This is a genomic window from Ferrovibrio terrae (assembly GCF_007197755.1).
Classification (GTDB): domain Bacteria; phylum Pseudomonadota; class Alphaproteobacteria; order Ferrovibrionales; family Ferrovibrionaceae; genus Ferrovibrio; species Ferrovibrio terrae.
Map to the genome: position 1 here is coordinate 1,940,383 of NZ_CP041636.1, position 23,882 is coordinate 1,964,264.

Consider the following 23,882-nt stretch of genomic DNA (forward strand, 5'->3'; position numbering starts at 1 on the left):
GCATCCGAACGGTCGAGCTGAGAGATAATTGCAGAAGAATGCGGAAAAAATTTATTGAACTTGTCTGCACATCTCTCGGAACCGCCCGTTCTGCTTGTGTTACTCGTCTCAGCGTGGCGTGGCAGTAGGCAGGCGCGGCGAGAGTTGCCCCCGAGAGCGCGCAGCGACACATCCAGCCGAAATGGGCTGGCGCGCAGTGGTGTGGGGATATGTGCAGTTACTGGGAGAGCAGGCGGCTCGACCAGTGGACGCCAAACGGCGTGACTGGATCGAGACCCGGGATATCCGTCGGTGTGGGGGGCTGCAGGCGGCTCAGCGTCTGGCGCAGGCCGTCTTCCAGCGCGGTGGTGGCGGCGATGCGCAGATGGCGGATCGCTGCCGACGGATCGCCGAGCGAGCGGCGAATGTCGCCAGTGCGGGCCGGCGTGGATTGCAGTTGCAGCGGACGACCGCTCAGCCGCGCGATCACGGCGGCCAGTTCGCGGATGCGCGTGGGTTGGCCGGTGCAGACATTGAAAACGGCGCTGGCGGCGGCCTTGCCGTCGCGCTGGCGCTCGAGCAGACGGTCCATGGCCGCCACCAGATGCGCGGCGACATCGGCCACGAAGATGAAATCGCGCGTCTGTTCGCCATCGCCATGCATCGTCATGGCTTCGCCCTCCAGGGCGCGGGCGGCAAAGATGCTGATCACGCCGGCATAGGACGAGGCGGGGTCCTGGCGCGGACCATAGACATTGAAGAAGCGCAGGCCGGCGGTGGGCACGCCATGCAGGCTGGCGGCGATGCGGCCATGCAGTTCGCAGCCCAGCTTGTCGGCGCCATAGGCGCTGAGTGGCCTGGTCGGCGCCATTTCCGACAGGCGCTGGTCTGCGCTGTCGCCGTAGACGGCGGCTGACGAGGCGTAGACCACCGGCACGGCACGGCTGCGCGCGGCCTCAAACACGGTGATGGTGCCGGTGAGGTTGGTGCGATGGGCGCCGAGCCAGTCTTCCGTCGAGGCCTGCACGCTGGCATTGGCGGCGAGATGGAAGCAGCCGGTGACGCCCTTCATCGCCAGCGTGACGATGGCGACATCGGCGACATCGCCGATCATCAGTTCGGCTTCGGGCGCGAGGTTGTGGGTGCGGCCACTGGAAAGATCGTCCAGCACGCGCACGCGATGGCCCTGGCGCACCAGAAGATCCACCAGATGGGACCCGATAAAGCCGCAGCCGCCGGTGACAAGGTAAGTGGGCATGTCGCGCGTCCCAGTTCAAACGGACTGAACTGAAAAACGCTTGCAGGAACAATCGGTTCCTTACGGCGGAGGCGGTGGCCGATATGGCCGGAAAACCGGCAATTGCGGAGCGCCGGGGAACAGGCATGGCCGACGGCGCGCGTGGCGGCGCCGTCGGCCGCACTGATTCTTAAGCGTTGGTGCCGCCATCGACGGCGATCTGCGCGCCGGTGATGTAGCTGGCGGCCTCGCTGGCCAGGAAGACCACCGTATCGGCGATCTCTCGGGTATGGCCGTAGCGGCCGAGCGCGGTATTGGCGACCTGCGACGCGGCATATTCGCTGTCGGCCGGGTTCATGTCGGTGTCGATCGGGCCGGGTTGCACCACGTTGACGGTGATGCCACGAGGTCCAAGATCGCGGGCCAGGCCGCGGGTCATGCCGGTCATCGCCGCCTTGCTCATCGAATAGAGCGTGATGCCGGCCTGGCGCACGTTTTCACCGAGGCAGGAGCCGATGGTGATGATGCGGCCACCCTGTTTCATCACCTCTGCGGCGGCCAGTGCCGCCACATAGGGTGCGCGCGTGTTCACCGCCAGCACCTTGTCGATGTTTTCCAGCGTGTCCTCATAGGTCACGATACCGGCATTGTTCACCAGGATGTCGAAGCGGCCAAAGGCCCTGGCGGTCTGCGTCACGGCCTCCTGCACGGCTTTGGCATCGGCGCTGTCGGCCCGGATGGCGATTGCCTTGCCGCCAAGCTCCTTGACGACGGCCGCCGCCTTGTCGGGCGAGCTGGAATAGGTGATGGCGACATCGGCGCCGGCGGCGGCGAGTGCTTTGGCGATGGCGGCGCCGATGCCGCGGCTGGCGCCGGTCACCAGGGCGGCTTTGCCCTTCAGGTTCAGGTTGGTCCCGAAATTTGTCATGGGGGAGGTTTCCTTTGTTTATGTAGTGATCGATACAGAATGAGAAGCGGAGGATAGGGCCTTGCCGGGAGGGGTCAAGCGCTTTATTTATCGATTGCTACAGAATTGGAATGAGACAGCAGGAAACGGTCATGGCCGTGCGCAAGGTCACAAAGTCGAAAGCCGCGAAAAAGGGCCGCCCGCGCAGCTTCGACCGCGCGGCAGCTCTCACGGCCGCCATGCAGGTTTTCTGGCAGCGCGGCTATGAAGCGACGTCTCTAAGCGATCTGACAGGGGCGATGGGTATCAACGCGCCCAGCCTTTACGCGGCCTTTGACTGCAAGGAAGCGCTGTTCGAGGAAGCGCTCGCGCTCTATCAGGCAAGTGAAGGCGCCGCGCCGCAGCGGCTGCTGCAGGAAGCGCCGACCGCGAAGCAGGGTTTCGCCGCCATGCTGCGCTTTCATGCGATGGACTATGTCAATCCGCAGAAGCCGCCGGGCTGCATGGCGGTGCTGGCCGCCATCACCGGCACACCGGAGAACAAAAGCGTGCGTGCCCTGATGACCAGAACCCGGCGTTCGGCGGTGGATGGCCTGGCGGCACGGATCAGGCGAGGCATCGCGGCTGGCGATGTGCCGAAAGCCGCCGATCCGGTGGCGATGGCGATGTTTTACACGACGCTGATGCAGGGCATGTCGATCCAGGCCCGCGATGGCGCGACCAAGAAGCAGCTGCTGGCGACCGTGGAGGGCGCGATGGCGGCCTGGGATGGGATGGCGGGAAAGATTTAGCCAACCCCGTCACGGTCGGGTCCAGGGAGATCTTATTGGCCGACCATCCCCGGCCGACCGGAGAAAGGTCTTCAGGTCGAGCCCGAGAACGACGATCAGGCGGCCTTGAACGGATGCACTGTCTTCCAGTGCTGCGCGATGTCGATGCGGCGCGCGATCCACACCTTATCGTGTTTCTGGATGTAATCCATCAGCCGCGCCAATGCGGCGGCGCGACCCGGTCGGCCGATCAGGCGGCAATGCAGCGCAATGGTCATCATCTTGGGTGCGCCCTCGCTGCCTTCGCGATAGAGCACATCGAAGGCATCCTTCACATGGCTCTCGAACTCTGCGCCGGTGGCGAAGCCGTGCAGCTGGCCGAATTTCATGTCGTTGTTGTCAAACGTATAGGGCAGCATCAGCAGCGGCTTCTTGCCGATGCTGGTCCAGTAGGGCAGGTCGTCGTCGTAGGAGTCCGAGGCGTAGACCAGGCTCTTTTCCTCAGTCACCAGTTTCAGCGTGTTTGACGACAGCCGCCCGGTATACCAGCCCTGCGGCGCCACGCCGGTCGCCTGTTTGATGGCCTCGATGGCCAGCTTCATATGCGCGCGCTCGGTGGCGAGCGGTATGCGTGAATAGTCGAACCAGCGCCAGCCATGGCTGGCGACTTCGTGACCCTGCTCCTGCATCGCGGCTGCCGCTTCGGGATAACGCGCCACCGCCATGCCGACGGCCCAGGAGGTGAAGGGAATACCGCGCTCCCTGAACAGGCGCAGGATGCGCCACAATCCGGCACGGCTGCCGTAGTCGTAGACGGATTCCACCTGCTCATCGCGCATCTTTTCGCGCGGCGTGCCGCCCGGCACTTCGGTCAGGAAGACTTCCGAGGTCTTGTCGCCATGCAGGATACTGCGTTCGCCGCCCTCTTCGTAGTTGAGCACGAAACTGACCGCGACCTTCGCGCCGCCGGGCCATTTCGGATCGGGCGTATTCGGGCCGTAGCCTTTCAGGTCGCGCGGATAGGGTGTCTTGCCCAATGCGGCCGCAACAATGTCGACTTTCTTCGCAGTCTTCTTCGGGTTTTTCTTTTTGGCGGCCATGATGTTCAGCTCAGCAGTTCGTACAGCGTGCGGGCCACCACTTCGGTGGCCTTGTAGAGGTCGCTCAACACCAGCTTCTCGTCGGCGCGATGGCCGTTGGCTTCCAGCAGGTTGCGCGGCCCGGCGCCATACAGCACGGTCTTCACGCCGGCCGCCGAATAATGCCGCGCATCCGTATACAGGGGGATGCCCTCGGTGCCGACCGGCTTGCCCATCACCTCGGTCGCATGGCGCGTCAGCATATCGATCAGTTTTTCCACGCCGGGCACGTCGCCAAACGGCCGCGCCAGCAGCACGCGGTTGATCTGCACGCTGATGCCCGGCAGACCCTGCACGGTCTTTGCGATCAGGTCGCGCAGACCGGCTTCGACCTGCTCGGGATTTTCCTCCGGGATCATGCGGCGGTCGAGACGCAAGGACACGCGATCCGGCACCACATTGGTGTTGATGCCGCCCTTGATCAGCCCCACGACCAGCGACGGCGTGGTGATGCCTTCCACCTTCGAGCGCGTGCCACTCAGCGTATCGCGATAGGCGTAGAGTGCGGTCAGCACCTTGTTCGCGGCTTCCAGTGCGTCATGGCCGGTATCGGGCCGCGCGGCATGGGCGGACAGCCCGTTGACGATCACTTCCAGATGCAGGCAGCCGTTATGCGCGGTCGTCACGGCGTAAGAAAAGCCGGCCGAGAAGGCATAGTCGGGTTTCGACAGGCCGGTTTTCAGAATCCACTCCGGGCCAATGCCGCCGCCGACCTCTTCGTCGTAGGTCAGGTGCAGTTCGATCGTGCCCCTGATCGGCTTGCCAAGTTTCTGCAGCGCCAGCAGAGCATAGGCATAGGTGACGAAATCGGATTTCGACACCGCCACGCCGCGACCATACATCACGCCGTCTTTCACGGCGGCGGCAAAGGGATCGACGCTCCAGCCCTCGCCGGGCGGCACCACGTCGCCATGCGCGTTCATGGCGACGACGGGGCCTTCGCCAAATTTTTTCCGCACGATCAGGTTGGTGCAGGTGATCATGCCGTTGGCCTGCACCAGATCGGCCGGCACCGGGTGCTGCTCGACGGTGAAGCCGAGCTGCTCGAGCAACGCCGTGGCTCTTTTTGCGTGGGGCGCGCAGTCGCCCGGCGGATTGTCGGACGGCACCTTCACCAGCTCGGCCAGCATGCCGGCCATGTTGCGCTGCTCGGCAGTGACGAAATCGTGGATCGCCGTGGCAACGGCCTTGTCGATGGTCATGGGAAAAGCCTGATCACTGGACGGGTTTGAAATTCTCGATGAAATGCATCAATGCGGCGGTGGCGACTTCCACATCCTCGGGCAGCACGGCTTCCAGCGGATTGTGGCTGATGCCGCGGGTGCAGCGCATGAAGATCATGCCGATGGGGCAGAGCGGCGCCAGCGTGGCGGCGTCATGGCCGGCGCCGGATGGAAGCCGCATGGTCGGCAGCCCCTGCGCCTTGATAGCAGTCTCGGCGGCATCCATCAGGGCGGGATGGCAGGGAGTCGAGGTGCTGGCATACAACTCGGTGATCTTCACTTCGAGCGTGCGGCGGGCGCAGATCGCCTTGATCTCTTTCAGCACGTCTGCGATCGCGGCATCACGCACGGTGTCCTCGGCGGCGCGGATGTCGATGGAGAAATTCACCTTGCCCGGGATCACGTTCATCGCGCCGGGCAGGCATTCCAGCACACCCACGGTGCCGACGAGTGTCGGCGTGCCGGTGCAGCGCGTCTCGATATACTGCACGGCTTCGGCGGCGGCGAGCAGCGCATCCTGGCGCTGGCCCATCGGCACGGTGCCGGCATGGCCGGCGAGGCCGGTGACCTCGACGCGCAGCCGCTTGGCGCCGGAAATCGCGGTGACGACGCCGAGCGCCAGGCCTTCATTCTCCAGCACCGGGCCCTGTTCGATATGCAGTTCCATGAAGGCGGCGATGCTGCCCGGTTTGCGGGCGCAGCTGCCGACCCTGGCCGGGTCGAGGCCGTAAGCCTGGTAGGCCTCGCCCATGCTGATGCCCTGCTTGTCGGTCTGCTTCAGCATGGAATTGTCGAACACGCCGGCGACCGCGCGGCTGCCGGCCATGGAGGCGCCGAAGCGGGTGCCCTCCTCATTGGCGAAGCCGACCAGTTCGATGGCGAATGGCAGCCGCTTGCCGCGCCTGTGCAGGTCGGCGATGCAGGCCAGCGGCGCGATCACGCCCAGCATGCCGTCGTACTTGCCGGCATTGCGCACGGTATCCAGATGCGATCCGGTCATCAGGGCGGGCGCCGATGCGTCGGTGCCGGCATAGCGGCCGACCACGTTGCCGGCGGAATCATGTTCCACCTCCATGCCGGCCTCGCGCATCCACTCGGCGACGCGCAGATGGGCGGTCTGGTGCTCGGGCGTCAGGAAGGTGCGCTGCAGGACGTCGGGGCTTTCGCTGATGCGGCCGAGTTCGTCGAGCTGCGCGAGCATGCGGTCGGCGAAGCGGGTGGCGGCCATGGCTGTAGTCCTGTCGTGACGCGGGGAGATTGTATACAGTTTCCGAAACATAGCATCGGGCCACAGCCGAGGCCAAGCGGGGTTGCCGCAGGTCCGGAAAAGGTTCGGGATAAATTTGTCGGGAGAAGGCCTCAGTGTCCGGGAATGGCTCGAATTCTGCCGCCGGACGTGGCAATGAAAGCGCCGTGACCAAATCCTCGCCTGTCATGCCCTTTACCGAACCGCAGCGTGCCGCCGCGCAGCGCTTCATCACCCATGCTTTTACCGACACGGCCAGGCTCTGGCTTGAGCATGGCTGGGATGCCGCCGGCGGGCATAGTATCGAACGCCTGCAGGCTGCCAATCTGACGCCCGTGCTGGTGGGCTATCGCCGCAGCATGGCGGTGGCGCGGCAGCTCTTCTTCTTTTCGCAGGCCTGGCGCATCACCGGCGACGAGCGCTGTGCCGCGCGGGCGCACGCGCTCTACGCCGATCTCACCGGTCGTTTCTGGGACCATCAGCATGATGGCTGGTTCTTCAGCCTGAGGACCGGCGCGGATGCACATGCTCCGGCCGATCCGCGCAAGGATACCTATGGCCACGCCTTCGCGATCTTCGCGCTGGCCGAGTATGGCGCGGTGTTCGGCAAACCTGCCGCCATCGACTGGGCGCGGCGCACGCTGGAGATCGTGAAACGGCGCCTGCTGCTGCCGCAGGGCTGGCTCGCCCAGAGCGCCAGCCGCGACTGGCGCGCGCTGGACATGGTGCTGGAACAGAATCCGCACATGCACATGCTGGAGGGCCTGCTGGCGCTGCATGGCGCCACCCGCGACGCAGCCGTGCTGCAGGAGGCCGGCATGCCGGTCATGCTGTTCATGCAGCGCCTGCGCTCCGATGACGGTACCAAGGTGCTGGAGCATTTCGATGCCGCCGGCCGGCCGAACGGTGAAAGCGGACGCATCGTCGAGCCCGGGCATTCCTACGAATGGGTTGGCCTGCTGCGTGATTACGCGATGGCCCGCGGCGAGGCGGAGTATCGCGCGATCACCGCGCCAATGGTGGCCTGGGCCGATGCGCATGGTTTCGACCCGCAGCATGGCGGCATCCATGACCAGCTCGACACCGAAGGCCGGGTGATCAGCGACCGCAAGCGCATCTGGCCGCTGACCGAATGCATCAAGGTGCAGGCGATGCGCGCGACCGACACGGCGGAACCGGCGGCCTATGCCGCGCTAGACCGCCGCATCGCCTTCCTCACCCGGCATTATCTGACACCGGGCGGCGGCTGGCGCGAGTTCCTGCGCCGCGATCTCACGCCCGACAGCGACTACCTGCCGGCCACCACGCCCTATCACATTGCCACCGCGGCGCTGAAAGTGGCGGAGGCCTATGGCCTGGCCGGGCGGGCCCATGCGAAGGTGACGGTATGACGGGCGATCCGGCAACCCTGCTGCAGGCGATGTTCACGGCGGCGCGCGACGCGGCCGATCCGGCGCATTGCGTCGCGCCGCATCTGCCGAAGGCTCCGAAAGGCCGGACAGTTGTGGTCGGCGCCGGCAAGGCTGCCGCCAGCATGGCGCGCGCGGTCGAGCTGGCCTGGCCGGCCGAGGCTCCGCTGGAGGGCCTGGTGGTGACGCGCTATGGCCATGACCTGCCCTGCGACCGCATCCAGGTGGTGGAGGCCTCGCATCCGGTGCCGGATTCCGCCGGCGAGAAAGCCGCCGCGCTGATCCTGCAGAAGGTGAAGGGGCTGGGGCCCGACGATCTGGTGCTCTGCCTGATCTCGGGCGGTGGCTCGGCCTTGCTGTCGCTGCCGGCGGAGGGGCTGACGCTCGCCGACAAGCAGGCGGTGAACCGCGCGCTGCTGTCCTGCGGCGCGAATATCGCGGAGATGAACTGCCTGCGCAAACATCTCTCCGCCATCAAGGGCGGTCGGCTGGCGGCGGCGGCCGCGCCGGCGCCGCTGGTGTCGCTGCTGATCTCGGATGTGCCGGGCGACGATCCCGCGGTGATCGCTTCGGGGCCGACCGTGCCCGATCCGACGACTTACGCCGATGCGATGGCGGTGATCGAGAAATACGGCATCGACCTGCCGGCCAATGTGAAAAAGCATCTGGCCGCCGCGAGAGATGAGTCACCCAAGTCCGGCGACAAGGTTTTTGCCAATACCAGCATGAAAATGATCGCCACGCCGCAGATGGCGCTGGAAGCTGCCGCGAAAGTGGCGGCTGCGGCCGGGATCACGCCGCTGATCCTGGGCGATGCCATCGAGGGCGAGGCGCGCGATGTCGCCATGGTGATGGCGGGGATCGCGCGGCAGGTGCGCCGCCATGGCCAGCCGGTGAAAGCACCCTGCGTGCTGCTGTCGGGCGGTGAGACGACGGTGACGCTGCGCGGCAAGGGCCGCGGCGGGCGCAATGTCGAATTCCTCACGGCACTGGCGGTCGCGCTGGCCGATTCTTCATCTGGTATGGGGGCCGAGGGTATCTATGCGCTGGCCGCCGATACCGATGGCATCGACGGCAGCGAGGACAATGCCGGCGCCTGGCTTGCGCCCGACAGCATCGCGCGGGCCGCGAGGAAGGGCATCGACGTGAAGGCCTGTCTCGCCAACAACGACGGCTACAGCTTCTTCCAGGCCGCCGGCAGCCTGGTCGTCACCGGTCCGACGCTGACCAACGTCAATGACTTCCGCGCCATCCTGGTGTTGTGATGCGCTCTGCCGCTCTGCTGGTGGTCCTGGCTCTGCCTCTGGCCGCCTGCACCACCAGCGGCAGGGCGCCGACAGCGCAACCGGCCTCCGCGCCCTCTGCAACCGGCATCCGCGTCAATCCCGGCGGCCCGGATCTCGAACGTTACACCAATAATGCCGGCGAATATCCGCGTGCCACAGCGGCCAACTGGCGGTCGCCGGCCTACAGCGTGGACGGCTTCTCCCGGCTTGAGGACATTCTCAATACGCGCAGGGTACCTCGGGCCGAAACGCCAAGTCCGTGGCGGCGCGCGGCAGCCGAGCCGGCGGTACAGTATCTGATCCCGCCGGTGCGCGGCGGCGGGCGCGCCACCATCGACGGTTATCTCGCGCGCAATCCCGCCACCGGCCTGCTGGTGGCGGTGGACGACACGATCCAGATCGAACGCTACCAGTATGCCCGCAGCGAAACGCATCGCTTCGTGTCGTTCTCGATGGCCAAGACGATCTGCGCCATCCTGGTCGGACTGGCCGTCGCCGACGGCGCGATTACGTCCATCGAGGACACGGCCGAAAAATATGTGCCGGCGCTGACCGGCAGCGAATATGGCCGCACGCCGATCCGGCATCTGCTCACCATGTCGTCGGGCGTGCAGTTCCGCGAGGATTACGATGGCGCCGATGACGCGGCGAGACTTTCACGCGCGCTGCTTCTCGGGCCTGGCGGTGCCGGCGCAGTGCGGCAGTTCAACACGCGAGACGCCGAGCCCGGTGCGCGCTGGTATTACGCCTCGTCCGAGACCTTCGTGCTGGGCCTGGTGCTGACCGGCGCACTCAAACGACCAGTGGCCGAGTATCTGTCGGAGCGCCTGTGGCAGCCGATCGGCGCCGAGGCCGATGCCAATTGGGTCATCGACCGTACCGGACAGGAAACCACCCACGGCACTTTCAGCGCCGTGCTGCGGGACTATGCGCGGCTCGGCCGACTGCTGGCCAATGGCGGCAAAGCGGGCGACAGACAGGTGATCCCGGCCGACTGGCTGCGCGAGATGACGCGACCGCATTTCAACAGCAACCAGACCGGCCGCTGGCTCGGCTACGGTTTTCAGACCTGGATATTCCCCGAGAATGACGGCAGCTTCGCCCTGCTCGGCGTGCGTGGCCAGACCCTGTTTGTCGATCCGGCGCGCAAGCTGATCATGGTGCATACCGCCGTGCGGCCCGATGCGCGTGATGCCGGCGGCGCCGAAGCCACGGCGCTATGGCGCGGCCTGCGCTTGCATTTCCCGCGCCAGTAACACGGCTGCGCTGGCCTGATGCGGCCCTGATGGGGTATACAGGATGCTGCAGCCCGGAGGCTTCATGCAGCATGTCACGCTGAGTCTTGTCGATCTGAACCGCATGAGCGACAGCGATTTCGTCGCGGCGTTAGGCGGCATTTTCGAGCATTCGCCCTGGGTGCCCGAACGCGCCGCGGCGAAGCGGCCGTTCGGCAGCCTCGACAGCCTGCATGGCGCCATGGTGCTGGCGATGTGGGCAGCGAACGAGTCCGAGAAGCTGGCTTTGCTGCGCGCGCATCCGCAGCTGGCCGGCAAAGAGGCAGACACCGGCACGCTGACGGCGCATTCCACCTCTGAACAGGACAGCGTGGGCCTGACGCGGCTGAGCGCCGACGAAAAGGCGAAGATCGTCGCGCTCAATGCCGCGTATCTGAAGGCGCACGGTTTCCCTTTCATCATCGCGGTGAAACTGCGTACCAGGCGCGAGATCTTTGCCGAATTTGAGCGGCGGGTGAACAATCCGCGCGAGATTGAATTCACCACGGCGCTGAGTGAGGTGGGCAAGATCGCCCGCATCCGCCTCGAAGCCCTGCTGGCTGCTTAAGGAAGATATGAATGGCCCGCCTCAGCACCCATGTCCTCGACACCATGAACGGCAGGCCGGCCGCCGGCGTGAAGATCGCGCTCTATCGCCTGGAGGGCGAGGCGCGCAGCCTGGTGAAAGAGGTTGTCACCAACGCAGACGGCCGCACCGATGCGCCGCTGCTGACCGGCGATGACTACAAGACCGGCCAGTATGAACTGGTCTTCCGCATCGGCGATTATTTCCGCGGGCTCGGCGCCAACCTGCCGCAGCCGGCGTTTCTCGATATCGTGCCGCTGCGGTTCGGCATTGCCGAGGCGGACGGGCATTACCATGTGCCGCTGCTGGCCTCACCCTGGAGTTATTCGACGTATCGCGGTTCGTAATCGTCACGGGAGGATATCCCATGAGTGATCATGAGACTTTCATGCGGCAGGCGATTGCGCTCAGCCGCATTCATATGAGCGCCAATGCCGGCGGACCCTTCGGCGCGGTGATCGTGGCCGAGGGCAAGGTGGTGGGCGAAGGCTGGAACAAGGTCACCTCGACCAACGATCCCACGGCGCATGCGGAAGTCGTGGCGATCCGCGATGCCTGCACCCGGCTGGCCCGCTTCGACCTCAGGGGTTGCGTGCTCTATACCAGCTGCGAACCCTGCCCGATGTGCCTGTCGGCCACCTACTGGGCGCGGATCGACAAGGTGTATTACGCCAACGAACAGGCCGACGCGGCGGCGATCAACTTCGACGATGCCTTCCTGTATCGCCAGCTCGCCCTGCCGCGCGAACGCCGCTCGCTGGTCTGCGAGCAGATCCTGCGCGACGAGGCGCTGGAGGTGTTCCGCGAGTGGAATGTGAAGCCCGACAAGACGCCATATTGAATGGGGCATAGGATGCGTGCCGCCCTGGTATTTGCCGCCGCTGCAGCTTTTGCCGCGCCGGCCGTGGCGCTGGAAGTGGTGGTCGATATCCCGGCGCGTGGCGGCGTTATGCATGTGCTGGTCGATGCGCCCGACAATGCGAAGGCGGCAGTGATCCTGCTGGCCGGCGGTGCCGGACGGCTCGATATCGGTGCCTCCGGGCGGATCGGCAGTCTGGGCGGCAACCAGCTGGTGCGAACCCGCGCGGCCTATGCGAAAGCAGGGTTCATTGCCGCGACGCCGGATATCGCCGAAGACCTGAAAGAAGGCGCCAGCGGCGTGCGCAACAGCTATCGCTGGAATGCGGAGCAGGCGGCCGATCTCGGCGCACTGGTGGAGTATCTGCGGCGGCAGGCACCCAAAGTCTATCTGATCGGCACCAGCCGCGCGGCGCTCAGCGTCGCCAATGCCGCCGCGCGCCTGACCGGCATGCAAAAGCCCGATGCCATCGTCATCACCTCCGGGATGCTGATGCAGACCGATGCGCGGCAGCCGTCCGTGCATCGCATGGTGAAGCCGCTGGAGGCCATCGTCATGCCGGTGTTGCTGCTGGCGCATGAGAATGACGCGTGCCCTTATACTCCGGCCAGCGCCACTGCGGCGTTCAGGTCTTTACTGACGGCCGCGCCGAAAGTCGACCTGATGATGCTGAAGGGCGGGACGCCGGACCGCAAGGGCGAGGAATGCGAGGCTGCCGGCCATCACGGTTTTGCCGGTCTCGACAGCGAGGTTGTGCAGACGATCACCGGCTGGCTGAAAGCGTTGCCTTAATTCACCTTCGCCCGGAATTGCATGTAAGGCGCATCGCTTATTTGAGCGATGCGCCGGCGGCGATCCAGGCGCCCAGCACCTGGCGTTCTTCCGTCGTGATCTCGGTGACGTTGCCGGGTGGCATGGTTTCGGTGCGCACGGCCTGCTGGCTGATCAGTGAGGCGAAGCGGCGGATCTGCGCCGGGCTTTCCAGCATCACGCCCTTGGGCGCCTCGGTGATACCGTCAAAGGTCGGCCGGGCGGCATGACAGGTCGTGCAGCGCGCGGCGATCACGGCCTGCGCCTGCGCAAATGTCGCGCCTTCCGACAGCGTCACGCGGCGCGGATCCCAGTGCGTGAAGAACACCAGCCCGACGGTGAGCAGGAAGGCAACGACGAGGAATTCGTAGCGGATGCCGCGGCCCTGGTTCTTCAGGTTGAAGAAATGCCGCACCAGCCCGCCGATCACCATGACGACAGCAAGGATCACCCAGCCATAAGGATGGCCGTAAGTGACCGGGTAATGATTGCTGATCATGGCGAACAGCACCGGCAGGGTCAGGTAGTTGTTATGCAGCGAACGCTGCTTGGCCATCTTGCCGAAGCTGGGATCGGGCGCCTGGCCGGCGATCATCTGGGCCACGGCGATCTTCTGGTTCGGGATGATGTTCATCGCCACATTGGCGGCCATGATCGTGCCGATCAGCGCACCGACATGCAGGTAGGCCGCGCGGGCCGAGAAAATCTGCGTGTAGCCCCAGGTGGCCAGCACCAGCAGGGCGAAACCGACGATAGCGAGTGCCGTATCGCTTTTGCCAAGCGGCGAGCGGCAGAGCAGGTCGTAGACCACCCAGCCCAGCACGAGCGAGATCAGGCTGAAGCTGATGGCCTCGCCCTGGCTGAGCGCCAGCACCTTGTCGTCAATGAGATAAAGGTCGGCGCTGACGTAATACAGCGCGCCCATCAGGAAGAAGCCGCTGATCCAGGTGAAATAGGCCTCGTATTTGAACCAGTGCAGTTCGGCTGGCAGCTGCGGCGGTGCCACCGAATACTTCTCGGTGAAATAGAAGCCGCCGCCATGGATCAGCCAGGCCTGGCCCAGCACGCCGGCCTGCTGGTCGGGCGCTTTACGCAGCGAGTTGTCGAGCCAGACGAAGAAGAAGGACGAGCCGATCCAGGCAATGCCGAAAATCAGGTGCATCCAGCGCAGCACCAGATTGAGCCATTCCATTGCCAGATCGAACATGCCGGATCACCCCCGCGCTGGCACAACTGCAGCGCTTGCCCCAAGCCCTACCCAGACCGGCGGGGATCGTCAATCCGGATTGTGTGCAATTTTACCCACCAAGGTTCCGTCAGCGGCCCTCGCCGGAACGCAGCGGCACGCTATATCCGACATGCGACAGGGAGGCCGGCATGATGTTTCGAACGGTGTGGTTTGCAGTCATCCTGTGCTGCGGTGCTGTCGGCGCGGAGGTGGCCCGCGCCAGCCCGCGGCTGTGGGAGGCTTTACGCAGCGGCGAGGCCGTGGCGCTGGTCCGCCATGCCGAAGCGCCGGGCACCGGCGACCCGGCCGGCTTCCGGCTCGATGACTGTGCGACCCAGCGCAATCTTTCGCCCGATGGCCGCGCCCAGGCGGCCCGATTGGGAGAGGCCTTCCGGCGGCAGGGGATCGCGGCGGCCGAAATTCGCAGCAGCGCCTGGTGCCGCTGTCGCGACACGGCAAGCGGCCTCGCGCTGGGCCCGGTGCAGGTGGCAGCGCCGCTCAACTCCTTCTTTGGGGCGTCGGGCGCCGCCGCCGACAGCACCACCGCGTTGCGCCAACTGATCGCCGCGCTGCCAGCGGCCAAGCCGGCCGTGCTGGTGACACATCAGGTCAATATCACGGCGCTGACCGGCATCTTTCCGCGCAGTGGCGAAGTCATCGTGGTGCGGCGCGACGGCCTGGCGACTCTCGGCCGCCTCGATGCGGGCGGCTGAATTATTCCAGGTGCTCGATGCTGAGTGTGACGTGATCCGCCGCGAAGCGCGCGCGGACATACTCCACCGGACGTCCGCGTTCATCGACATTCACGGTTTCGCTGATCAGCACCGGCCGCGTGCGCGGCAGATCCAGCAAGCGCGCGTCATTGGCGGCGATCAGTCTGGCCGCGATCTTCGTGGTGCGGCGGTGATAGTCGGCAACGCCGGCCAGTTTCAGCGCGCCGGTGATGGAGTTGGCGCGGCGGAACAGCTCGGGCATGTCGGGGAAGCGATCGGCACTGAAGAAATGGCTGCTCATGCTGACGGCGCGATCATCGGCGTGGTTGCGCGTCTCGATCTGCCACAGCGGCGCGCCGGTCGGGATGCCGAGCGCACGCGCGATATCGGCGGGGGCGGGGACCTGATCGGCCGAAATCAGTTCACGCAGCGGCTTCTTCTGCCGGGTCAGCAGGTTTTCGGTGAAACGCGTGCGTGCGCCGATGCGGTAATCCAGTGAACCTTCCGCGACGAACATGCCGCGGCCTTGCTCGATGCTGACCAGGCCGGTTTCGGCCAGGCGGTTCATGGCCTGGCGCACGGTATGGCGATTGACGCCGAAGCGGTCGGCCAGCTGTTTTTCGGTCGGCAGCTGGATGCCCGGCTTGTAGTCGCCGCGACGGATCGCCTGCTCCATGGCGAAGGCGATCTGTCGCCAGACCGCCGTGCCGACGCCGCGTTCGATATGTCCCGCGACCGCTGCTCGTTCAGACATCGCTGCACTCCGCCTTCAAAGATTGGCCGTCATAAAAACTTCGCCAAGTCGTGGCTTGCTGAAGCCAGCCCGGCGGGGTATTGAATATATAGATGTCTAGACAAATTTAGACCATTGCGCAAGAGGTCGAGTATGACAGCTCAAGCCACCCAGACGGACCCGGAGATCGGCGCGCGCCAGCGCCGCCTGCGCATCCTGGCCCGCACCGACCGCGCCACGCTGGAAGCCGCATTGGCCGCACTGCCGGCGCCGCCGGCCTGGCGCCGGCTGAAGCAGCCCGAGACGGGCCTCGCCATGGTGCGGGGGCGCGCCGGCGGGGTGGGGCAGCGGTTCAATCTCGGTGAGATGACGGTGTCGCGTTGCGTGGTGACGCTGGAGAGCGACGGCAAGATGGGCGTGGGCTACGTGCAGGGCCGCGATCGCCGCCGGGCCGAACTGGTCGCCGTCTTCGATGCGCTGAGTCAGGACGCGGACGGCGCCGAGAAGATCGAACAGCTGCTGATCGCGCCGGTCGAACAGAAACTGGCAACAGAGCGTGCGACCCGCGCGGCGAAAGTGGCCGCCACCAAGGTCGATTTCTTCACCCTGGTGCGCGGGGAGGACTGAGCATGACTGAAATCCTTGAGACACCCGCGACCGGCTTCGATGATCCGGTGCAGCAGAGCCAGCAGGCCTTCCGCGCCCTGCTCGATGCCATGGCGCGGCCCGGCCGCGTGGTGACTGTGGAAACCGAAACTGGCCATCCCGACGGTTTGTCGCCGGCGCTGGCCGCCGCCTTGCTGACGCTGGCCGATCTCGACACGCCGGTCTGGCTCGGCCCGGGTTTCGATACAGATGCCGTACGCACCTGGCTGCGTTTCCACAGCGGCGCGCCGCTGGCGGCGAAACCCGATCAGGCCGCGTTTGCAGTGCTTGATGCCGCGCAGATGCCCGCGCTCGAGACTTTCTCCTTCGGCACCGATGAATCGCCCGAACGCGGCGCGACGCTCCTCGTGCAGGTACAGAGCCTCGGCGGCCCATCTTTGATGACCTGGCGCGGGCCGGGCATCAAGGACAGCATCAGTATGTCCTTCTGCGGCCTGGATCAGAGCCTGTGGCGGCAACGCGCGGCGCTCTCTATCGAATTCCCGCGCGGTGTCGATCTTTATCTGGGCTGCGGCCGTGATCTGGTCGCCCTGCCGCGCAGCACAGCGATCAGCTTCGAGGGAGCCTGACATGTATGTGGCAGTGAAAGGCGGCGAGACCGCCATCGGCAATGCCCATCAGCTGCTGGCGGAAGATCGCCGCGGCAATCCGGACGTGCCCGAACTGAGCGTGGCACAAATTCGCGAACAGATGAGCGGCGGCGTCGACCGCGTGATGACCGAAGGCTCGGTCTACGATCCCGATCTGGCCGCACTGGCGCTGAAGCAGTCGCGCGGTGACCAGGTCGAGGCGATCTTCCTGCTGCGCGCCTATCGCACCACCTTGCCGCGCCTGGCGGTGTCGCTGCCGATCGATACCGGCAAGATGAAAGTATCGCGCCGCATTTCCTCCTGCTTCAAGGATATGCCGGGCGGCCAGCTGCTGGGGCCCACCTTCGACTACACGCATCGCCTGATCGATTTCGCGCTGGAAGCCGGGTCTGCTCCGCAGGCGGAAGGCAAGGGCGAGCTCGCCGATCACCTGCCGCAGGTGGTCGATCTGCTGAATGCCGAAGGCCTGATCGAACGCGAACTGCCCGATGCCGAGGATGCCGCGGTGGGCGACCTGACGCGCGAGCCGCTGACTTTCCCGGCCGGGCGCGACATCCGGCTGCAGAATCTGGCGCGCGCCGACGAGGGCTACCTGCTGGCGCTGGGCTACTCCACCCAGCGCGGTTATGCCCGCTCGCATCCCTTCGTCGGTGAAATCCGCACCGGCGAAGTGGCCGTGGAAATCGATATTCCGGAACTCGGCTTCGCGGTCGATGTTGGCGACATCACCGTCACCGAATGCCAGATGGTCAACCAGTTCGTGGGCTCGAAATCCGAGCCGCCGAAATTCACCCGCGGCTACGGCCTCGCCTTCGGTTATGCCGAGCGCAAGGCGATGGCGATGTCGCTGGTGGATCGCGCGCTGCGCGCCGAGGAACTGGGCGAGGATATCACCGCGCCGGCGCAGGATGCCGAATTCGTGCTCTACCATGCCGACAATGTGGAGGCTTCGGGCTTCGTGCAGCATCTCAAGCTACCGCATCACGTCGATTTCCAGGCCGAGCTGACACTGGTGCGCACCATGCGGGCCGAGATTGCTGCTGCCAATGAACAGGCCGAGATGGCGGAGGCCGCACAATGAACACGCAGGGCTATGAAGCCAGCGCCACGCTCGCGGGCTACAACTTCGCTTTCCTGGACGAACAGACCAAGCGCATGCTGCGTCGCGCGATCCTGAAGGCGGTGGCGATCCCGGGCTACCAGGTGCCGTTCGGCAGCCGTGAAATGCCGCTGCCCTATGGCTGGGGTACTGGCGGCATGCAGGTGACGGCGGCGGTGATCGGCGCGAAAGACGTGCTGAAGGTGATCGACCAGGGTGCCGATGACACGACCAATGCCGTGTCGATCCGGCGCTTCTTCGTGCGCATGACCAATGTCGCCACCACCGAGAAGACGCGCGAGGCCACGCTGATCCAGACGCGCCACCGCGTGCCGGAGACGCCGCTGTCGGAAGGCCAGATCCTGGTCTACCAGGTGCCGATCCCGGAGCCGCTACGCTGGCTCGAGCCGCGCGAGACCGAGACCCGCAAGATGCATGCGCTGTCGGAATATGGCGTGATGCATGTGAAGCTGTATGAGGATATCGCCCAGCACGGCCATATCTCCACGGCCTACGATTATCCGGTGCTGGTGAACGGCCGCTACCTGATGCGCTGCTCGCCGATCCCGAAATTCGATACGCCGAAGCTGCATATGAATGCAGCACTCCAGCTGTTCGGCGCCGGCCGCGAAAAGCGCATTTACGCGGTGCCACCCTACACCGAGGTCAGGCCGCTGGATTTCGAGGATCATCCCTTCGAAATCGAGCGCTGGCCGGAAGACTGCGCGCTGTGCGGCGCACATGACAGCTTCCTCGATGAGGTGATCCTGGATGACAAGGGCAGCCGCATGTTCGTCTGCTCGGACACCGATTACTGCGGCGAGCGCCGCGAGGCCGGCCATACCGGCCGCATGAGTGCACCCTACACGAAGGCGGAGGCCGCCGAATGACCCCCGATCTTGACCAGACCCCGCTGCTCAGCGTGGAAGCACTGAATAAGAGCTTCGGCCGCCATGCGGCCTGCTGCGATGTCTCCTTCGACCTGTGGCCGGGCGAAGTGCTCGGCATCGTCGGCGAATCCGGCTCGGGCAAATCGACCTTGCTGAATGCCATCGCCGGGCGGCTTGCCGTGGACAGCGGCCGGGTGCTGTATCGCACCGGCGCGAACAGCATTGTCGATCTGGCGTCCGCGTCGGATGCACAGCGCCGCCACCTGATGCGCACCGAATGGGGCTTCGTGCAGCAGCATGCCCGCGACGGCCTGCGCATGGGTTTTTCCGCCGGCGCCAATATCGGCGAGCGGCTGATGGCGCTGGGCGACAAGCATTACGGCAAGCTGCGCGACACCGCGCTGGACTGGCTGCAGGCGGTGGAGATCGCGCCGGAACGCATCGACGACCTGCCGCGGACTTTCTCCGGCGGCATGCAGCAGCGCCTGCAGATCGCCCGCAACCTGGTGACGCGACCGCGCATCGTGCTGATGGACGAGCCGACCGGCGGCCTGGATGTTTCGGTGCAGGCGCGCCTGCTCGACCTGATCCGCCGGCTGGTGCAGGAGCACAACGTCGCCTGCATCGTGGTGACGCATGATCTGGGTGTCGCCCGCCTGCTGGCGCATCGCCTGATGGTGATGCGGCGCGGCCAGGTGGTGGAAGCCGGTCTGACCGACCAGTTGCTCGACGATCCGCAGCATGCCTATACGCAGCTGCTGGTCTCCTCCGTGCTGAGCGTGTGAGCCAATCATGACCGAGATGATCAAGGTCGAGAGCCTCGACAAGACCTTCACCCTGCACTTACGCGGCGGCATCGCCCTGCCGGTGCTGCGCAACACCGGCTTCAGCGTCAATGCCGGCGAATGCGTCACCCTGCATGGGCCATCAGGTGCCGGCAAATCCACCTTGCTGCGCTCGATCTACGGCAACTACCGGCCGCAGGCGGGCCGCATCCTGATCCGCCATGACGGCGCACCCGTCGATATCGTGCCGGCCGAACCGCGCGTGGTGCTGGAAATCCGCCGCCGCACGCTGGGCTATGTCACCCAGTTCCTCCGCGTGATCCCGCGCGTCGCGACCCTGGATATCGTGGCGGAGCCGATGCTGGCGCGCGGCGCCGGCGAACAGGCGGCAAGGGCACGCGCCGCTGAACTGCTGGCCCGGCTGCAGATCGCGGAAAAGATGTGGAGCCTGCCGCCGGCGACCTTCTCGGGCGGCGAGCAGCAGCGCATCAATATCGCGCGCGGCTTCTGTGCCGATTACCCGATCCTGCTGCTGGATGAACCGACCGCCTCGCTGGACGAAACGAACCGCAAAATTGTCATAAATCTCATCGATGATGCGCGGCAGCGTGGGACAGCCATTGTCGCCATCGTGCATGATGCCGACACCCGCGCGGCGATCACCACGCGTCTGTTGCCGTTGGAAAGTCAGGGAGTTGCGGCATGAGTGCCGATCTGGTCATTACCAATGCCCGCATCATCGGGCGCAAGGATGAAATCGCCGGCGGCAGCCTGGCGGTGCGCGACGGCGTGATCGCCGATATCGGCGCCGGGCCGTCCGCCGTCGGCTCGGCCGAGGATTTCGGCGGCGACTATCTGCTGCCCGGCCTGGTCGAGCTGCACACCGACAATCTGGAAAAGCATTTCGCGCCGCGTCCCGGCGTGCGCTGGCCGGCGAAACTGGCCGTGATCAACCACGACGCCCAGGTGGCGGCGGCCGGCATCACCACGGTGATGGATGCCGTGGCGGTGGGCGATGTGCGCGAAGGTTCGGTGCGGCTGGCGATCCTGCGCGACATGATCGCGGCCATCGAGGAGGCCCAGAAGGGCGGCATGCTGCGCGCCGAACATCTGCTGCATCTGCGCTGCGAAATCTCGTTCAGGGATTTGATGCAGCTGATCGAGCCGATGTCGGATCTGAGCTGGCTCAAGCTGGTCTCGATCATGGATCACACGCCGGGCCAGCGGCAGTTCGTCAATCCGGAGAAGTATCGCCAGTATTACCAGGGCAAGTTCGGCCTCACCGACGAGGAAATGGACAGGTTCATGGCCGAGCAGATCGCCAATGCGCAGGCCTGGGGCGCCGAGAACCGCCGCAAGGTGGTGGCACTGTGCCATGCCAAGGGACTGCCGCTGGCCAGCCATGACGATGCGACTGCCGAGCATGTGGCTGAGGCCGCCGCCGACCGCATGGTGGTGGCGGAATTCCCCACCACGCACGAAGCGGCCAAACTGTCGCGCCAGCATGGCATGAAGGTGATGATGGGCGGGCCCAACGTGGTGCGCGGCGGGTCGCATTCCGGCAACATTTCCGCCAAATCGCTCGCGGAAAAGGGCGAGCTCGACATCATCTCGTCGGATTATGTGCCCAGCAGCATGCTGCAGTCGGTGTTCCTGCTGCCCGAACAGCTGCCCGGGATCAGCCTGCCGCAGGCCGTGGCGATGGCCTCCAGCAATCCGGCCGATGCCGTGGGTCTGACCGATCGCGGCGCCATCGAAACCGGCAAGCGCGCCGACCTGCTGCGCATCAGCCTGATCGACGATACGCCGGTGGTGCGCGCCGTGTGGCGCAGCGGCAAGCGTGTGATGTAGGGAGAGACATCATGACTGTTCTCGACCAGATCATCACCGTGCTGGAAAAAGCCGGCGCCGAGCGCTACGGCATGGAAGCGGTCAGCCAGCTGGAGCATGCGCTGCAATGCGCCATGCATGCCGAGCGCACCGGCTCCTCGCCCGAACTGATCACCGCCTGCCTGCTGCATGACATCGGCCATCTGGTCGGCGAGGGCGACGAAGGCCAGGCCGAGCAGGGCGTCGATGCCGGGCATGAACATCTCGCCGCCGACTGGCTGGAGCACTATTTCCCGCAGGCCGTCACCGAGCCGGTACGCTTGCATGTCGAGGCCAAACGCTATCTCTGCCAGGCCGAGCCGCATTACTGGGCCGGGTTGTCGCAGGCGTCGAAAACCAGCCTGGAAGTCCAGGGCGGCATCTACACTGCGGACGAGGCCGCGGGCTTCATCGCGCAGCCCTATGCGCGCGATGCCGTGCTGCTGCGCCGCTGGGACGACGCGGCCAAGACGCCGGAGCTGAAGACACCTGATCTGGCGCATTATCGCCCGATCATCGCGACGGCAATGAAGGCTGCCAGCTGAGATGACCATGCCAAAAGGCCGCCTCGTCCTGGTGACGGGGCCGAGCGGGGTGGGCAAGGACAGCCTGCTGGATGGCGCGCGCGTGGCGCTGGCCGGCCGCAGCGATATCGTCTTCCCGCGCCGTGTGATCACCCGCGCGGCCGGGCTGGGCGGCGAGGAGTATCAGGCCGTCAGCGAGGCGGAGTTCGCCGCTATGGTGGCGCGCGGTGCCTTCGCACTGTTCTGGACGGCGCATGGCCTGCACTACGGTATTCCGGCAAGTATAGAGTCCGATCTCGCTGCCGGCCGGCAGGTGGTGGTGAATGTCTCGCGCGGCGTGATCGAGGAAGCGCGGGCGAAGTATCCCGGCCTTCTGGTGCTCGCGATCAATGCTTCGCCGGATATGCTGCGCCGCCGGCTGCAGGCGCGCGGGCGTGAATCGGCCGTCGAGATCGAAGAACGGTTACAGCGCGCCGCGGCTTTCCGGCTGGACGGCGACGATGTCGCGGCGCTGAACAATGACGGCCCGCTGGCCGAGGGTGTGGCGGCACTCTCGCTGCTGCTGCAAAAACGCGGCTGATCGGCCATACTGCGCTCCTGGCTTAAGGGAGTCGTCGCCATGGAACATCTGCTTCCGCTCTTCAGCATCGTCGTCGCCATCGCGCTGGGCGCGATCAGCCCCGGCCCGAGTTTCGTGCTGGTGGCGCGCACCGCCATTGCCGGGTCGCGCGGCGCAGGGCTTGGCACTGCGCTTGGCATGGGGCTGGGCGGACTCACCTTCGCGACGCTGGCCCTGCTCGGGCTGATTGCCTTGCTGGCGCAGGTGGCCTGGCTTTATCTCGGGCTCAAGATTCTGGGTGGGCTGTATCTGCTGTATCTTGGCTGGCGGCTGTGGCGCGGCGCGCGCGAACCGTTGGCGGTGGATACCTCCGGCCAGGCTGGCCAAGGGGCGGGGCAGGGTTTCTGGCGTGCGGCGCTGCTCGGGCTGGTCACGCAGCTCAGCAATCCGAAAACCGCCGTGGTCTATGCCGGCATCTTCGCGGCCCTGCTGCCGGCGCAGCCGCTGCCGCTCTGGCTGGCGGTCACGCTGCCGGCGGCGATCTTCACGGTCGAATTCGTCTGGTATGCGCTGGTCGCCACGGCCTTCTCGGCCGGCGGTCCGCGTCGCCTGTATCTCGGTGGCAAGACCTGGATCGACCGGCTGGCTGGCGGCGTGATGGCGGCGCTCGGCCTGCGTCTGGTTTTCGAGGGCGCGCGGGGCTAGCCGCCCAGCCTGTAGCGCCCGGCGATGCGGAAATTCGCCGACGGTTCCCCCTGCACGAACAGGCAGACCTCATCCAGCATGAAATCCTTGCGCAGGGCTGGCGCGGTCAGTTCGGTCAGGTGATCCAGCAGCAGGCCGCGCTCGGTCGCATCCTTGATTCTGCCGGTCAGGGTGAAATGCATGCGGAATTCTTCGAAGATGTAAGGATAGCCCCAGTCGCGCAGGTACTGCTCCTGCCGCGCGCTTAAACCGGCGGCGCGGCGGCGCGCCAGTTCCTGCTCCGATGGCGGCGCGCGGAACCGGTCGAAGGTGCGGATGCAATCGGCGGCCAGCGCATCCAGTTCTGCCGAAGGCACGGCCGGCCGCAGGGCGAGGAAGCTGCCCAGTGCGGCGGGCGTCAGCGTCAGGCGCAGGGGCCGGCGCGTGGCGGCGAATGTCTCCAGCGCCATGATCAGCTGGCCCTCGTCGCAGCCTTCGGCCAGATGGAACGGCGGCTTCAGCGTGCCGTGGAAACCGTATCTGCGTGGATCGGCGGTCAGGCTGGCGATCCGGCCAGCGTCAAGGCCTGCTGCCGGCACGGCCAGATACTGCGCGCCGGTCTCGGGATCCCAGCCGAGCCAGCGGGCTGCAATATCATGCAGCGGGTGGTCGGTGGCCGGAGCGACATAAAGGGCAAAACGCGGCGCCATGGTCTAGACCTGTGTGCAGATGGTCTTGTGGGTAACCCTGACGGCCCGGAGTCGGTCGGGGATTTCACCCTGCCGTCGCCGAACCGCAATCGAACTGTCACACCGCA

27 protein-coding genes are annotated in these 23,882 nt (G+C 65.8%); 19 read left to right on the plus strand and 8 right to left on the minus strand.

What is annotated here, in order from left to right:
- Positions 1 to 217: 217 nt before the first annotated feature.
- Positions 218 to 1,237 carry an NAD-dependent epimerase/dehydratase family protein gene (locus tag FNB15_RS09460; protein WP_144068460.1) on the minus strand — a complete coding sequence of 340 codons (1,020 nt, stop codon included), beginning with the start codon at positions 1,235 to 1,237 and terminating at the stop codon, positions 218 to 220.
- 169 nt (positions 1,238 to 1,406) lie between these two features.
- Positions 1,407 to 2,144: an SDR family oxidoreductase gene (locus FNB15_RS09465; protein WP_144068461.1), complete on the minus strand. Its 738-nt coding sequence runs from the start codon at positions 2,142 to 2,144 to the stop codon at positions 1,407 to 1,409.
- 131 nt (positions 2,145 to 2,275) lie between these two features.
- On the opposite strand from FNB15_RS09465, the gene FNB15_RS09470 reads away from it, so the two are divergent.
- Positions 2,276 to 2,914, plus strand: coding sequence for a TetR/AcrR family transcriptional regulator (locus tag FNB15_RS09470; RefSeq protein WP_221932783.1), 639 nt, complete (start codon positions 2,276 to 2,278; stop codon positions 2,912 to 2,914).
- Between the two features lie 95 nt (positions 2,915 to 3,009).
- Here the strand turns inward: FNB15_RS09470 and puuE are convergent, their stop codons facing one another.
- Genes puuE through FNB15_RS09485 form a run of 3 tightly spaced genes read right to left on the minus strand, consistent with a single transcriptional unit; the run spans position 3,010 to position 6,483 of the window.
- The gene (puuE, locus tag FNB15_RS09475; protein ID WP_144068462.1) at positions 3,010 to 3,993 is read right to left on the minus strand and encodes an allantoinase PuuE; all 984 of its coding nucleotides are present in this window, start codon (positions 3,991 to 3,993) and stop codon (positions 3,010 to 3,012) included.
- 5 nt (positions 3,994 to 3,998) lie between these two features.
- Positions 3,999 to 5,234, minus strand: coding sequence for an ArgE/DapE family deacylase (locus FNB15_RS09480; RefSeq protein ID WP_144068463.1), 1,236 nt, complete (start codon positions 5,232 to 5,234; stop codon positions 3,999 to 4,001).
- A gap of 13 nt (positions 5,235 to 5,247) precedes the next feature.
- Complete coding sequence (locus tag FNB15_RS09485) at positions 5,248 to 6,483, minus strand: allantoate amidohydrolase (protein WP_144068464.1); 1,236 nt, start codon at positions 6,481 to 6,483, stop codon at positions 5,248 to 5,250.
- Positions 6,484 to 6,668: 185 nt separating this feature from the next.
- On the opposite strand from FNB15_RS09485, the gene FNB15_RS09490 reads away from it, so the two are divergent.
- The 7 genes from FNB15_RS09490 to FNB15_RS09520 are packed head-to-tail and all read left to right on the plus strand — an operon-like array spanning position 6,669 to position 12,707.
- Positions 6,669 to 7,892: an AGE family epimerase/isomerase gene (locus FNB15_RS09490; RefSeq protein WP_144068465.1), complete on the plus strand. Its 1,224-nt coding sequence runs from the start codon at positions 6,669 to 6,671 to the stop codon at positions 7,890 to 7,892.
- A complete protein-coding gene (locus FNB15_RS09495) occupies positions 7,889 to 9,175 on the plus strand; it encodes a glycerate kinase type-2 family protein (RefSeq protein ID WP_144068466.1) in 1,287 nt (428 codons plus the stop codon). Before FNB15_RS09490 ends, FNB15_RS09495 begins: the two co-directional genes overlap by 4 nt.
- Positions 9,175 to 10,452, plus strand: coding sequence for a serine hydrolase domain-containing protein (locus FNB15_RS09500; protein ID WP_144068467.1), 1,278 nt, complete (start codon positions 9,175 to 9,177; stop codon positions 10,450 to 10,452). The genes FNB15_RS09495 and FNB15_RS09500 overlap by 1 nt, the downstream gene beginning before the upstream one ends.
- A gap of 43 nt (positions 10,453 to 10,495) precedes the next feature.
- On the plus strand, positions 10,496 to 11,038 hold the full coding sequence (uraD, locus tag FNB15_RS09505) for a 2-oxo-4-hydroxy-4-carboxy-5-ureidoimidazoline decarboxylase (protein ID WP_246068833.1): 543 nt from the start codon (positions 10,496 to 10,498) through the stop codon (positions 11,036 to 11,038).
- A gap of 11 nt (positions 11,039 to 11,049) precedes the next feature.
- The gene (gene uraH, locus FNB15_RS09510) at positions 11,050 to 11,403 is read left to right on the plus strand and encodes a hydroxyisourate hydrolase (protein WP_144068468.1); all 354 of its coding nucleotides are present in this window, start codon (positions 11,050 to 11,052) and stop codon (positions 11,401 to 11,403) included.
- Positions 11,404 to 11,423: 20 nt separating this feature from the next.
- Complete coding sequence (locus tag FNB15_RS09515; RefSeq protein WP_144068469.1) at positions 11,424 to 11,897, plus strand: nucleoside deaminase; 474 nt, start codon at positions 11,424 to 11,426, stop codon at positions 11,895 to 11,897.
- A 12-nt stretch (positions 11,898 to 11,909) separates the two neighbouring features.
- A complete protein-coding gene (locus FNB15_RS09520; RefSeq protein ID WP_144068470.1) occupies positions 11,910 to 12,707 on the plus strand; it encodes an alpha/beta fold hydrolase in 798 nt (265 codons plus the stop codon).
- Between the two features lie 37 nt (positions 12,708 to 12,744).
- Here the strand turns inward: FNB15_RS09520 and FNB15_RS09525 are convergent, their stop codons facing one another.
- Entirely contained in the window at positions 12,745 to 13,932 is a 1,188-nt protein-coding gene (locus FNB15_RS09525; RefSeq protein ID WP_144068471.1) for a urate hydroxylase PuuD, read from the minus strand.
- 170 nt (positions 13,933 to 14,102) lie between these two features.
- Here FNB15_RS09525 and FNB15_RS09535 point away from each other — a divergent pair, with 170 nt between their 5' ends.
- On the plus strand, positions 14,103 to 14,666 hold the full coding sequence (locus FNB15_RS09535) for a histidine phosphatase family protein (RefSeq protein WP_144068472.1): 564 nt from the start codon (positions 14,103 to 14,105) through the stop codon (positions 14,664 to 14,666).
- 1 nt (position 14,667) lies between these two features.
- Here FNB15_RS09535 and phnF read toward each other — a convergent pair whose 3' ends face one another.
- Entirely contained in the window at positions 14,668 to 15,420 is a 753-nt protein-coding gene (gene phnF / locus FNB15_RS09540; protein WP_144068473.1) for a phosphonate metabolism transcriptional regulator PhnF, read from the minus strand.
- A gap of 132 nt (positions 15,421 to 15,552) precedes the next feature.
- Here phnF and phnG point away from each other — a divergent pair, with 132 nt between their 5' ends.
- Genes phnG through FNB15_RS09590 form a run of 10 tightly spaced genes read left to right on the plus strand, consistent with a single transcriptional unit; the run spans position 15,553 to position 23,086 of the window.
- Entirely contained in the window at positions 15,553 to 16,026 is a 474-nt protein-coding gene (gene phnG / locus FNB15_RS09545) for a phosphonate C-P lyase system protein PhnG (protein WP_144068474.1), read from the plus strand.
- A 2-nt stretch (positions 16,027 to 16,028) separates the two neighbouring features.
- Positions 16,029 to 16,634, plus strand: a complete 606-nt coding sequence (gene phnH, locus FNB15_RS09550; protein ID WP_144068475.1) for a phosphonate C-P lyase system protein PhnH — start codon at positions 16,029 to 16,031, stop codon at positions 16,632 to 16,634.
- A gap of 1 nt (position 16,635) precedes the next feature.
- Positions 16,636 to 17,736, plus strand: coding sequence for a carbon-phosphorus lyase complex subunit (locus tag FNB15_RS09555; protein ID WP_144068476.1), 1,101 nt, complete (start codon positions 16,636 to 16,638; stop codon positions 17,734 to 17,736).
- Positions 17,733 to 18,644 carry an alpha-D-ribose 1-methylphosphonate 5-phosphate C-P-lyase PhnJ gene (locus tag FNB15_RS09560; protein ID WP_144068477.1) on the plus strand — a complete coding sequence of 304 codons (912 nt, stop codon included), beginning with the start codon at positions 17,733 to 17,735 and terminating at the stop codon, positions 18,642 to 18,644. The genes FNB15_RS09555 and FNB15_RS09560 overlap by 4 nt, the downstream gene beginning before the upstream one ends.
- On the plus strand, positions 18,641 to 19,429 hold the full coding sequence (phnK, locus tag FNB15_RS09565; RefSeq protein WP_144068478.1) for a phosphonate C-P lyase system protein PhnK: 789 nt from the start codon (positions 18,641 to 18,643) through the stop codon (positions 19,427 to 19,429). Before FNB15_RS09560 ends, phnK begins: the two co-directional genes overlap by 4 nt.
- Positions 19,430 to 19,436: 7 nt before the next feature.
- Entirely contained in the window at positions 19,437 to 20,135 is a 699-nt protein-coding gene (gene phnL / locus FNB15_RS09570; RefSeq protein WP_144068479.1) for a phosphonate C-P lyase system protein PhnL, read from the plus strand.
- Positions 20,132 to 21,280, plus strand: a complete 1,149-nt coding sequence (locus FNB15_RS09575; RefSeq protein WP_144068480.1) for an alpha-D-ribose 1-methylphosphonate 5-triphosphate diphosphatase — start codon at positions 20,132 to 20,134, stop codon at positions 21,278 to 21,280. Before phnL ends, FNB15_RS09575 begins: the two co-directional genes overlap by 4 nt.
- An 11-nt stretch (positions 21,281 to 21,291) precedes the next feature.
- Entirely contained in the window at positions 21,292 to 21,843 is a 552-nt protein-coding gene (locus FNB15_RS09580) for a phosphonate degradation HD-domain oxygenase (RefSeq protein ID WP_144068481.1), read from the plus strand.
- Position 21,844: 1 nt separating this feature from the next.
- Positions 21,845 to 22,402: a phosphonate metabolism protein/1,5-bisphosphokinase (PRPP-forming) PhnN gene (gene phnN / locus FNB15_RS09585; protein WP_246068834.1), complete on the plus strand. Its 558-nt coding sequence runs from the start codon at positions 21,845 to 21,847 to the stop codon at positions 22,400 to 22,402.
- 39 nt (positions 22,403 to 22,441) lie between these two features.
- Positions 22,442 to 23,086, plus strand: a complete 645-nt coding sequence (locus tag FNB15_RS09590; protein WP_144068482.1) for a LysE family translocator — start codon at positions 22,442 to 22,444, stop codon at positions 23,084 to 23,086.
- On the opposite strand, the gene FNB15_RS09595 is transcribed toward FNB15_RS09590, so the two are convergent.
- Positions 23,083 to 23,775, minus strand: coding sequence for a DUF1045 domain-containing protein (locus tag FNB15_RS09595; RefSeq protein WP_144068483.1), 693 nt, complete (start codon positions 23,773 to 23,775; stop codon positions 23,083 to 23,085). The genes FNB15_RS09590 and FNB15_RS09595 overlap by 4 nt on opposite strands.
- Positions 23,776 to 23,882: the final 107 nt, after the last annotated feature.